The organism is Paenibacillus sp. FSL H7-0323 (assembly GCF_038002725.1).
Taxonomy (GTDB): Bacteria; Bacillota; Bacilli; order Paenibacillales; family Paenibacillaceae; genus Paenibacillus_AQ; species Paenibacillus_AQ odorifer.
Window position 1 is genome coordinate 790,261 of sequence record NZ_JBBODB010000001.1, and the last position, 11,999, is coordinate 802,259.

Annotated in this window: 8 protein-coding genes; 7 read left to right on the plus strand and 1 reads right to left on the minus strand. The window is 43.5% G+C overall.

Annotated elements, in window-relative coordinates:
* The first annotated feature begins 70 nt into the window (after positions 1-70).
* A complete protein-coding gene (locus MHH89_RS03710) occupies positions 71-2,767 on the plus strand; it encodes a calcium-translocating P-type ATPase, SERCA-type (protein ID WP_217696581.1) in 2,697 nt (898 codons plus the stop codon).
* A 90-nt stretch (positions 2,768-2,857) separates the two neighbouring features.
* Here the strand turns inward: MHH89_RS03710 and MHH89_RS03715 are convergent, their stop codons facing one another.
* Entirely contained in the window at positions 2,858-3,793 is a 936-nt protein-coding gene (locus MHH89_RS03715; protein ID WP_076125886.1) for a C40 family peptidase, read from the minus strand.
* Positions 3,794-4,117: 324 nt separating this feature from the next.
* On the opposite strand from MHH89_RS03715, the gene MHH89_RS03720 reads away from it, so the two are divergent.
* From MHH89_RS03720 to MHH89_RS03745, 6 genes are all read left to right on the plus strand, one after another.
* On the plus strand, positions 4,118-5,188 hold the full coding sequence (locus MHH89_RS03720; RefSeq protein ID WP_076125887.1) for an ABC transporter substrate-binding protein: 1,071 nt from the start codon (positions 4,118-4,120) through the stop codon (positions 5,186-5,188).
* Between the two features lie 61 nt (positions 5,189-5,249).
* Positions 5,250-6,173, plus strand: coding sequence for an ABC transporter permease (locus tag MHH89_RS03725; RefSeq protein ID WP_036686219.1), 924 nt, complete (start codon positions 5,250-5,252; stop codon positions 6,171-6,173).
* Entirely contained in the window at positions 6,166-6,960 is a 795-nt protein-coding gene (locus MHH89_RS03730) for an ABC transporter ATP-binding protein (protein ID WP_076280813.1), read from the plus strand. Before MHH89_RS03725 ends, MHH89_RS03730 begins: the two co-directional genes overlap by 8 nt.
* Before the next feature lie 223 nt (positions 6,961-7,183).
* Positions 7,184-8,950 carry a sensor histidine kinase gene (locus MHH89_RS03735; protein ID WP_076281147.1) on the plus strand — a complete coding sequence of 589 codons (1,767 nt, stop codon included), beginning with the start codon at positions 7,184-7,186 and terminating at the stop codon, positions 8,948-8,950.
* A complete protein-coding gene (locus MHH89_RS03740) occupies positions 8,943-10,511 on the plus strand; it encodes a response regulator transcription factor (RefSeq protein ID WP_076279781.1) in 1,569 nt (522 codons plus the stop codon). Before MHH89_RS03735 ends, MHH89_RS03740 begins: the two co-directional genes overlap by 8 nt.
* Positions 10,512-10,632: 121 nt before the next feature.
* Positions 10,633-11,967, plus strand: a complete 1,335-nt coding sequence (locus MHH89_RS03745; protein WP_076125892.1) for an extracellular solute-binding protein — start codon at positions 10,633-10,635, stop codon at positions 11,965-11,967.
* The last annotated feature ends 32 nt before the right edge of the window (positions 11,968-11,999 follow it).

Genomic DNA, 11,999 nt, shown 5'->3' on the forward strand with positions numbered 1-11,999 from the left:
AGGTTTTACCAGATCTCAATTCTGGAAGGAGGCTATGGTCTTGAATTCAAATAATTCACAATCGCAAGGGCTGGTACCCTTCCATACACTGAGCGAGGAAGAAGTGCTGAATAGGCTGGAAACTCGGAAAGAGGGTTTATCTTCCGATGAAGCAGCTAAACTTCTGGAGCGATATGGGAAGAATGTACTGCAAGAAGCGAAGACTAAATCGCTATTAGAAAAGTTTATCGAACAATTTAAAAATGTAATGATCTTTATTTTGCTAGTAGCAGCTGTATTGTCAGGAGTTTTGGGGGAATGGACGGATACGATTATTATTTTGCTTGTAGTCATTCTGAACGCGGTGCTTGGAGTTATTCAGGAAAATAAGGCGGAGCAGGCACTCGATGCGCTTAAAAGCATGTCCTCTCCGCATGCCAGAGTAAGACGTTCCGGTCAGGTTACTGAGATAAAAAGTGAAGACCTCGTTCCCGGGGATATCGTATTACTGGAAGCCGGAAATGTAGTTCCGGCGGATATAAGACTTTTGGAAGCCGCATCGTTAAAGACGGAGGAAGCCGCGCTTACAGGAGAATCATTGCCATCAGAAAAGCGGGCCGGTGTGCTTGAAGGCAGCGACATTGTAATCGGAGACCGCACCAATATGGCTTACATGAGCAGCAGTGTTACTTATGGCCGGGCGGTTGGTGTCGTTACAACAACAGGAATGCAGACGGAGGTCGGTAGAATTGCCGGTTTTATCTCGGAGGAAGATAATGATGTAACACCGCTGCAAAAAAAGCTGGATGAACTAGGGAAATATTTCACCTTTATTATTCTTGGCGTTTGCGTGATTATCTTTGCCGTTGGGATCTTCGAGGGAAGAGAGCTAATGGATATGCTACTCACCTCGATCTCACTTGCGGTAGCGGCTATCCCGGAAGGGCTGCCAGCAATTGTTACGATCATTCTCGCGCTTGGTGTGCAGCGAATGGCGGGACGAAAAGCGATCATTCGCAAGCTTCCTGCGGTGGAGACACTCGGAAGTACAGAGATTATATGCTCCGATAAGACAGGTACTTTAACATTAAATAAAATGACTGTCGAAAAAGTACATGTCAACGGAAAGACCATTGATTCCAGTGCAGGACTTGAAGGGATTCCTGGTGGTGAGTTATTGTTTCAAGCTATGACGCTTTGTAATGACTCCAGCATTGACGAAGGAAAGACTCCTAGTGAAACTGAAGCAAAAGCTGGAACCAAGGATCCCCAAACCAAGAGCGGAAAAGCAATCATCGGCGATCCGACGGAGACCGCGTTAGTCGATTATGCGCTTAGTATAGGTACTGACAAAAGGGAGCTTGAAAAGAAATATCCACGTAAAAATGAGCTGCCTTTTGACTCTGATCGCAAGCTGATGACAACGATTCATGAGGTAGAAGATGGTCGATATCGTGTGCTGACAAAGGGTGCACCAGATGTACTTTTGTCTAAATGCAGCCATATTTATGTGGATGGAGAAATTGTACCTCTACAAGACGAACATAAGCGGAATATCATGGAGAGTAATAAAATGCTCGCAAATGACGCACTTCGAGTGTTGGCGTTTGCTTTCCGAGATGAGGAGCAGCTGCCGACCGATCTTTCACCAGATACCACGGAGATAGAGTTAGTATTTATTGGTTTGGTTGGTATGATAGACCCTCCGCGTGAGGAAGTACGGGATGCGGTAGCCATCTGCCGTAAAGCGGGAATAAGACCTGTAATGATTACAGGGGATCATCGTGATACAGCAGCGGCTATTGCCAAAAGATTAGGGATTATTGAAGATGAATCAGGTGTATTAACGGGCAGTGAGCTGGATAAATTCAGCGAAGAGGAATTTGCGGAGAAGGTTACCGATTATTCGGTTTATGCACGCGTCTCTCCTGAACACAAGGTGCGTATCGTTAAGGCTTGGCGGCAAAAAGGAAAAATTGTGGCGATGACCGGAGATGGTGTAAATGATGCTCCTGCACTTAAATCATCCGACATCGGTGTGGGCATGGGGATAACCGGAACGGATGTTGCCAAGGGTGTATCAGATATGGTGCTTGCCGACGATAACTTTACGACTATAGTTGTTGCCGTTGAAGAAGGACGGAAAGTTTACAGCAATATCCGCAAAGCAATCCAGTTCCTTCTCTCCGCTAACCTTGGGGAAGTGCTGACATTATTTATTGCCACTATGATTGGTTGGCGTATTCTAGAGCCGATCCATATCCTGTGGATTAATCTCGTTACGGATACTTTACCTGCACTTGCCCTAGGGCTTGAGAAAGCCGGTGAGGATGTAATGGCGAAGAAGCCGCGTAAAGCAAGCAGTAGCATTTTTGCTGGCGGCGTTGGGATCGGGATAATATATCAAGGGATTGTAGAAGCGGCACTTACGTTATTTGTGTACCAATGGGCGCATACGCATTACAATGAAGGCATTGCGGTTACAATGGCCTTTGCCACATTAGGATTACTGCAAATTGCCCATGCTTTTAACGTCAGATCCAATAAAAAATCGCTATTCCAGATCGGTTGGTTCAGCAATCGGTATATGTTATGGGCGTCACTGATCTCTATACTAATGCTTGTGCTTGTGATCATCATCCCGGGCTTAAACGACTGGTTTGGTGTCTCACATTTAAGTGGATTACAGTGGGGAATAGTATGTGCAGCAGCCGTAGCGATTATTGTCATAGTAGAACTTGTAAAGCTGTTTGTCCGGATAAGCGGAAGGGGCAAGAGCTGGGATTAAGAATTTGGTTAAGAGTTGTAGTCAAAAAGCCTGAATCCCTTCAATAGGGATTCAGGCTTTTTGAATGATTTCTTTTAAAGTATGGGAAGCTTATAAAACACGTTGCATGTGGAGGATTACATTACTCCAATAACCCGAGTCGAGGTCACTGATCTGAACTCCGGGTTCACCCCAAGTGTGGATAAACTTTCCGTCTCCAATGTAAATACCGACATGACCAGGTATAGCATCACTTTCAAATCGGCCGGGAACGGTAAAAAAGATAAGATCCCCTACATCCAGTTCGCTTCGACTTACACGAGTACCTAAATTATCTTGATCTTTAGCTAAACGAGGTAAGCTGACACCGAATTTTTTGAAAACATGCCTTGTAAAAGAAGAGCAATCAAATTTTTTGGTTTCTTCATAAGATCCAGCGCCAAAGTCGTAGGGTACACCTAAGAAATTTTTGGCAAAAGCGACTAACTCCTTTTTATCCGCTTCAGAAATACTTTGAATGCGTAAAGATTTAGATTCACTCGTGGATTCGACCGTCGATAATTTTTCGATAGTCTTACGTTCGGACGGTGTAGCAATGTTTATCTCACCCGACTGGGGATTCCAGCCTACTTCTGTTTGCAGAAATTTGGACAAGGCTAAAGGGGTGATATAGATTTGCCCTTCTTGCCGTCTAGGGGCTTGTGGCAGTGTGATTTTTTCCCCAAGTGAGAATACCTGTGGTGAGCCAGGGCGCAGCATATACATAACATCGCTATAACCGATTTTAGTGTATCCATCACTAGAACCATCATCTTTCATCCGATATCCGAGCGAAGTAACCGCAGGCTTAAGTGGAATCCAATACTTTCCCTGAGCGTCGGTAATTGCAGATTGTTCATAATAACTGGAGGCATTTGTTCCATCAGGAGTTAGCGCGTTAACCTTAGGTTTTTGCGATTGAGATGAATAACCGCAGGATGAACTCGTTAAAGCGACAGCAAGCAATACAGTAGCGGTGGTTAGTAGTCTTTTGTGATTATTAGCCATTTAACACGCTCCATCTTCAAACTGTAAATTCAGTTTGTGCAGGGCGATTTTTTTTATGTAAAAGAAACGAAGGCAATCGCTGTAAGAGACAACCAAGCATTACCTGTTTTGATGTCATATATTCTTCAGAATTTGAAATCTATGGAAATATGATAAGTGATTGACGGATAAACAACCTCCATATAATATAGGTTTAATAGATTTCTATCATTAATGTGAGGTACGTGTAAGCTTATGCTTTAATGCTTTTATCGATAAAAGTGATAATGCTGAGTCGCTCACCTTGATGTATGCGTTAATAAACTAATGAAATGGGGTACTTTGATGAAAAAGAGAAACATTTTGGCGGGATTAAGCTTATGCTTCATGCTCGTAGCAGCTGGTTGTGGTAACAATAACACTGCGGGAAACGCAGGAAATGCAGCGAATTCCGGTAATTCCCCTACGAATGCAGGAGCAGCAGATTCAAAAACGTACAAAATTGCGATCTCGCAATATGTGGAGCACCCCTCACTTGATGCTACACGTGAAGGAATTCTCGCTGCTTTGAAGGATGCAGGAATCGTTGAAGGTGAGAACCTGAAGGTTGACCTTGAGAATGCTCAGGCTGATCAAGCGAATAACTTGTCCATTGCTCAAAAGATTGCCGCTGACTCTAATGATTTGGTATTGGCAATTGCAACGCCTTCCGCTCAATCAATTGTTCAAGCACTCAGCAAAGCAAGTAAGGATACACCGATTTTATTCGCAGCCGTAACTGACCCACTCGACGCGAAGATTGTCACGGATCTGGAGCATCCAGGTGGCAATGTATCAGGGGTATCGGACACCAATCCCGAAGCGATTAACAGATTAATGCAATTTATAGCTACCCAATTTCCTAACGTGAAAAAGCTGGGCATCGTTATTAATGAAGGTGAACCAAATGCAGTAATTATGGCTGAGATTGCTAAAAAAGAGTTGGATAAACATGGAATCGAGCTAGTGAAGGCTGCCATCACGAATACCTCTGAAGTCAAACAAGCTGCAGAATCACTTGTGGGTCGTGTAGATGCATTCTACATTACTTTGGATAACACAGTCGTAAGTGCAGTGGATACCATTATTCAAACAGCTAATGACAAGAAAATTCCCTTCTTCTCCAGTGACCGTGATACGGTTGAAAAGGGAGCTTTCGCCACCGTTGGTTTTAAATATTTCGATCATGGCTATCAAGTGGGTCAAATGGCCGTGGATATTTTGAAAAATGGTAAAAAGCCAGCTGATATGAAAGTAACCATGCAAGAAAAACTCGATCTCATTCTTAACCTGAAATCTGCAGCAGCGCAAGGCATAGAAGTGACTGATGCAATGAAGGCAGAAGTTGCCGATCAAGCTAACAATATTATTCAATAAGCCATTATATAGGGGCGATTTCGTGAGAACGCCCCTTTCCGCTCGAAGGAGGAAGTCATCTATGTTAAATTCGATGCTCGGGGCCGTTGAAATGGGACTGCTTTACGCATTTATGGCTTTAGGTGTATACATTACCTTTCGTATTCTTGATTTCCCTGATTTGACTGTAGATGGGAGCTTTACCACTGGTGGTGCCATTGCCGCTGTTATGATTACTAACGGTTATGCACCATGGCTTGCTACCCTGGCCGCTATTGCTGGTGGAATGCTGGCAGGAATGTGTACGGGCCTATTACATACGAAAGGCAAGATTAATGGACTGTTATCCGGGATTCTGATGATGATTGCACTCTATTCCATTAATCTGCGGATATTTGGTGGCAAACCGAACTGGTCTTTAATGGGCGACACTACCTTGTTCACTTCCATTGATCCTCTGCTCGTACTGCCGTTTGTAGTTATTTTTGTGAAAATAGTAATGGATTTATTCCTGCGTACAGATCTTGGACTTGCGCTGCGGGCTACCGGAGATAATGCAAGAATGATCCGTAGTCTGGGTGTGAACACGGATAATACCACTATTCTTGGTGTCAGTTTATCCAATGGAATGGTGGCGCTCTCGGGGGCGCTAATCACTCAGTATTCTACTTTTGCGGATTCCTCTATGGGTATTGGGATGATTGTAATCGGGTTAGCTTCGGTGATCATCGGTGAAGCCATATTCGGTGCTAAAAATGTATTTCGGGCCACATTGGCTGTTGTGCTCGGATCCATAGTTTACCGGATCGTAGTTGCACTTGCCTTGCGAGTACCGTGGCTGAAAGCTTCGGATCTTAAGCTGATCACAGCAATTATCGTTATTTTCGCTCTTGTATTCCCGTCGATTCAGCGTTTCCTGAAGCAGAAGAATATGGCGCGGAGGCGTTCCGTTGAATTAGCTGAGCAGGCGCTAAGCAGCAAGAGAGGGGGCACCATCGATGCTTAAACTAGAGAACGTATCTAAGCTGTTCAATCCCGGTACACCCGATGAGAAAATAGCGCTGCTCGGCATTGATTTGGAGCTTCTTCCCGGTGATTTTGTCACCATCATTGGAAGTAATGGAGCTGGCAAATCTACACTGATGAACATTATTTCCGGTGTCATGAAGCCGGATCTGGGTATAGCCAGCATTGAGGGAAATTCAATCAGCCATTTGGCGGAATTTCAACGGAGTCGTTGGATCGGCCGTGTCTTTCAGGACCCAATGGCGGGTACGGCTCCACATATGACGATTGAAGAAAATTTAGCTATGGCTTATAAAAGAGGCAAAAGCAGAGGGTTAACCTTTGGCGTAAATAAAGCAAAAAGAGCTTTGTTTCGCAATGAGCTAAGCCGTCTGGGGATTGGGCTGGAGGATCGCCTGCGGGCAAAAGTAGGGTTGTTGTCAGGGGGAGAGAGACAAGCGCTAAGTCTGCTAATGGCGACCTTTACTCAACCGCAAATTTTACTTTTAGATGAACATACAGCAGCCCTTGACCCTTCTCGTGCGGAGCTGATTACTAAACTTACAGAGTCCATTGTCCGTGAGATGAAGTTAACCACCCTAATGGTTACTCATAACATGGAACAGGCCATTCGTCTTGGCAATCGTCTGATCATGATGGATAAGGGCCGTATTATTTTGGATATCGATGAGGAACGTAAAAAAGATCTTACTGTAGAACGGCTGCTCGGAGAATTCGAGACAATCAGCGGACATAAATTGGCAGATGACCGAATGATGCTTGGCTAGTCAGTTGTAGGTGTGAAGGTAGCTCAATATAAGGGCTTGAAGTGAAGTCTGATTCTGGATTTCATTTCGAGCCCTTTTTTACATAGGAATTTTTTCGCCGAGCCATTATACTATCCTTATCTTTCAGTTCACGTAAATTTACCCAAATGGAACATTATGGTTTATAATGGAATTATAGTGATAATAAATGAAAATTATCATATTTAGGGAGCGGAGAATGCAGATGATTTGGAAAAATGTTAGCGCTTACAGAAGTTCGGGCATTTTCAACAAAATGATACTGATTATTTCCTTTTTGCTTCTACTTTCCTTTTTATTCTCTTTGACCGTTTTACAATATGTGTATCGTATCTATGACAAGCAAATTTATGAAAAGGCCTCTGAGGTACTGGGGATGTCCTCCATTAGCATCGAAAATGCCTTAAGAGAATTGGATCAGCTTTCTTTTACAGTGGTGTCTGATGAGCAAATTCAAGAATGCCTGCGCCAATTGCAGAATGATCCACAGCCTTATGAAAGACAAGTTCTACATAACAAGATCATAAACAGGCTGGTTGCTTTTGCAGGGGCAGAGAAATACGTTTATTCCATGATGCTGATGGATACGAGTGGCGGAGTAATGACTGCGGGCAATCGTGAAGGAGTATCACAGGATCTGCAGGATCAGTTAAAGCCGTTAGCTGCGGAAGCTAGCGGAAGTATAGTGTGGTATCCGCAAGGAAACAGAAATTCACTTTTGGCGGTTCGGCAGATTAAATCTTATACAGGGTCAACGTTTACGCTGGATGATCTGGGAACACTCGTGATCCGTATTCGGATCGATCTAATCATTGCGGATAGTACGAGCGATACTGACCAATTAATCGCAGTTGATGCCACGACGGGACAGGCAATCTATCCTGAAACACCGATTCTTTTGCCAGAAGAGCTTAAAGAAGAGACAGAACGTCCGGAGCTATATCGCACGGCCAAATATCAAGAAGGTACTTATTTTATAACCAAGACGAAATCATCTTATATAGATTGGATCTACATCAATGCCACTCCATTTAATGAGATGTTCAAACATATTACTTTTGTCAAAAAGCTGGTCGTCATCATATTCGCACTAATCTTATTAATTGGTCTCCTTTTAGGCTACAGGCTTGCTCGCAGTATTGTACGTCCGATCTCTAAGCTGACCAAAAAAATGAAGCAAATCGAGAAGGGCGATCTGGACAATCTGGAGGAACAGTCATTAGGTGTGGTTTCACAGACTGCGCAGGACGAGGTTAGCCAGCTAAACCGGACTTTTAAAATGATGATCCGCAGGATCAGAGAGCTTATTGATGAGAACTATGCGAAGCAGCTGATTATTAGAGAGACAGAGCTAAAAGCTTTGCAGGCACAGATTAATCCGCATTTTTTGTACAATACACTGGAATCGATCAACTGGTTAGCCAAAATGAACAAACAAGCCAAAATCTCAGAAATGGTAGAAGCGCTCGGTTACTTGTTCCGCAGCTCTATTGGTCTAAAGGATCCGCTGATTACACTTGAAAAAGAGATCACTATCGTGCGCAATTATGTCATTATCCAGAAAACACGGTTTGATGAGAGGCTTGATTTCCGGATGGATGTACCTGAACATCTGCATGACGCTTTGATTCCGAAGCTGACCTTGCAGCCTTTAATCGAAAATGCTATCCGCTATGCACTAGAGCCTAATATTGAACCGTGCACCATTTCTATAACAGTTAGTGAAGAAGAGCAGGGGCTCGATATCAGAGTCAGTGATAATGGACCGGGAATGAGCGCTGAATTTATCAAAGATTTGCAGATGGGAAGAGTTAAGACACGTGGAGAAGGCATCGGCTTAGCTAACATCGCGGAACGGATTCAAATCGTGTTTGGCCCTGAATGGGGTACAGTCATAGAAAGTGAACCGGGTCAAGGAACAACTATACATGTGCGTATACCTTACTTAAAAGGAGTGCTAGAGAATGTATAAACTGCTGTTGGTGGATGATGAACGCTTGATTCTGGAAGGGATATCGCAGGTTGTGGACTGGGGACGAGCGGGAACAGAGCTTGTAGGCACGGCGTGGAACGGGATTGAGGCTTTGGTGAAAATAGAGGAGCTTAGCCCTGAAATAGTGATTACGGATATTTCTATGCCTGGTTTAGATGGTTTGGGACTGGTGCAAAAATGCAGTGAACGATTTCCAGACGTGAAATTCGTTATGCTGACTGGTTATAAGGATTTTGATTATGCTTGTATTGCTATGCAGAACGGGGTTAAACATTATCTTTTAAAGCCGTGCAATGAGAATCAGATCCATGATGCATTGGTTGAGCTGGTAGCGGAGCTCGATGAACAGAAGAGCCGGGGCGAATTCGTAAATAGCATGAAACAACGTCTTCAGAAGGTATTGCCCCATGTGAAAGAACAATTTTTGAAGGAATGGATCTCTAACAAAACTTATGGAAGTCAGGATCTAGAGTACTATCAGGAATTATTCGGCATTGAACTCAATGACAAAACGGTACGCTTGCTCCTGTTCCGACTAGAAGGTTCTTACGAATATGAGCAATTGTTCGCTCTGCAAAATATTGCCCAGGACGTACTTCAGGAAACACTCCTGAGTGCGACGATAGGCGGTCATTTATTAATATTACTGGAAGACGAAGGAAATACGGTGCAGAATAGCCCCTTGCTTAAACGTATCGCTGAAGTAAGAGAGGTATTCTGCAAGTTTTATAAAATGGATGTGACAATCGCGATTAGTGATGCTGACCTTATGATTCATTCCCGGAGATTGTATCGTCAGACCTTGCAGTGCCTAAACCATCGTTTTTATTTGGAGGCGGGCGGTTTGATTACCGGGAGTGATATCCCAAGTGATGAGCTAAGTGGAAGAAATGATATCGAGCTAGATGAAGAGCATATTTGTCTACTTATAAAAGCAGGCGATCAAAATACGGTGGAGCTGGAATTGGAACGATTATTCAACTTGCTCGCGGATGAACGGTTAGATATTAACGTGACGCGTTCTTATGTTTTACAGTTATATTCCGCTATGATTCGTTTAGCAGTCCCTGATGAAAGAAATAGCTTCACATCGGGCTTGGCGGAGCTTGCCGAAATTAGAACCTTGGGAGGTTTAAAAGCATACGTCAAAGAGGCAGCGGTTCGCTTAACAGCGATGTATGACCGACATTTTAGTTCCCGGCAATCGCTTATTGTAGACAAAATGTTCAAAATTATCGCAGAGGATTACAAGAATGCAGAGCTGTCGCTTAGCTCGGTCGCTGCTGAAATGTTATATATGAATCCCGACTATCTAGGCAAAATATTCAAGAAAATTACCGGAGAGAAATTCTCGAATTACGTAACCAATTACCGGATTGCTAAAGCATCGGAGCATATTTTGAGAAGTGGGGATGTAAGAGTATTTGAGCTGGCTGAAATGTTCGGCTTCGGTGGAAATGCACAATATTTCAGTCAGGTTTTTAAAAAAGTAACCGGCCAGACCCCTACAGATTTCATGAAACCCCCTCAAGCGAACTGATTATTGAACAAACAAGACGGTTTTTTGTATTCAATAATCACGGAATATTTGAGAAAATTTAACCAATGAAAGCGCTACCTAAAGGGATCAGAGCCTTTACACTATCATAGGAAAAGGGGACATGAAATTGAAAAAGAGATTCGCTTTACTAGCCGTACCATTATTGTTGTCGTCGATGTTAGCTGGTTGTGGAGGTAACAACAATAACAATGCTGCTGCTACGGATTCCGCTACAAATACTCCTTCGGAGACGAAACCTGCGGCGACGACCTCAGCAGAACCAGTAACCCTGCGTATCGCATGGTGGGGTGGAGATACAAGACATTCTTATACACAACAAGTTATTGATATGTATGAAGCCAAATATCCGAATGTAACCATTGAGCCTGAATATGCATCCTTTGATGATTACTGGAAAAAGCTTGCTCCGCAAGCTGCTGCAAATAGACTTCCTGATATCGTTCAAATGGATATTTCCTATATTAATCAATATGGATCTAACGGACAGCTCGAAGATTTGAAACCTTATTTGAACTCTCAGATTCAAGTCGGCGATGTGAATGAGAACGTGCTGAGTACTGGAGTGATCGGTGAGAAGCAATACGGAATTCCGTTAGGGGTTAACGTACTTGGTTTTCAATATGATCCAGAATTGCTGAAAAAGGCAGGTGTTGATTCTATCCCAGAGAACTGGACTTGGGATCAATACAAGGAAATCGCCGCAAAAGCTAAGTCGGCTGGACTGTATATGGATGGTTCCATGGCAGCAGACGTGTTCTTCAACTATTATCTGCGTACAAAAGGGCTGGCACTCTATAACAATGATGGTTCCGCACTTGGCTATGAGGACGATGCGTTGTTCACTGACTTTTTCGGAATGTTGTCTGGTCTGATTAAAGATGGAGCGGTCCCATCACAAGACAAACTGAGTCAAAATAAAGGGGTTATTGAAGAGTCGGATATTGTTAAAGGGACAGGTATCGGTGTATGGCAATGGTCGAACCAATACGTTGCTTTGCAAATCGCTGTAAATCGTCCTATGGAGCTGGCACAAATGCCTGGTCCAGATATGGATAAAGGACTTTACATGCAGCCAAGTATGTACTGGTCAATTACTTCTAACTCTAAAGTGAAGGAAGAAGCAGCGAAGTTCGTTGATTTCTGGATTAATGATGTGGAAGCTAACAACCTGATCAAAGGCGAACGCGGAGTACCGATTTCAAGCAAAATCAAAGAATCTGTAGCTACACAATTAACTGATTCCGGTAAGCAAGTATTTAAGTTTGTTGCTGACATGGAGCCTACAACTTCACCTATGAGTCCACCGGTAGGTTCCCCAGAGGTTGTAGCCCTGCTTACAGACCTTGCTGAACAAATGAACTTCGGAAAAATCGACCCAGCAGCAGCAGCAGCACAGTTCCGAAAAGAAGCGAACTCTATTCTCTCCAGCCGTTAATCGTAGGGTAACAGAAAACTATACTGCGTCTC

What these genes read in the sequence shown, in the direction of transcription:
- MHH89_RS03715 (WP_076125886.1), bottom strand. Translation starts at nt 3,793, where the DNA reads ATGGCTAATAATCACAAAAGACTACTAACCACCGCTACTGTATTGCTT.
- MHH89_RS03720 (WP_076125887.1), top strand. Translation starts at nt 4,118, where the DNA reads ATGAAAAAGAGAAACATTTTGGCGGGATTAAGCTTATGCTTCATGCTC.
- MHH89_RS03725 (WP_036686219.1), top strand. Translation starts at nt 5,250, where the DNA reads ATGTTAAATTCGATGCTCGGGGCCGTTGAAATGGGACTGCTTTACGCA.
- MHH89_RS03730 (WP_076280813.1), top strand. Translation starts at nt 6,166, where the DNA reads ATGCTTAAACTAGAGAACGTATCTAAGCTGTTCAATCCCGGTACACCC.
- MHH89_RS03735 (WP_076281147.1), top strand. Translation starts at nt 7,184, where the DNA reads ATGATTTGGAAAAATGTTAGCGCTTACAGAAGTTCGGGCATTTTCAAC.
- MHH89_RS03740 (WP_076279781.1), top strand. Translation starts at nt 8,943, where the DNA reads ATGTATAAACTGCTGTTGGTGGATGATGAACGCTTGATTCTGGAAGGG.
- MHH89_RS03745 (WP_076125892.1), top strand. Translation starts at nt 10,633, where the DNA reads ATGAAATTGAAAAAGAGATTCGCTTTACTAGCCGTACCATTATTGTTG.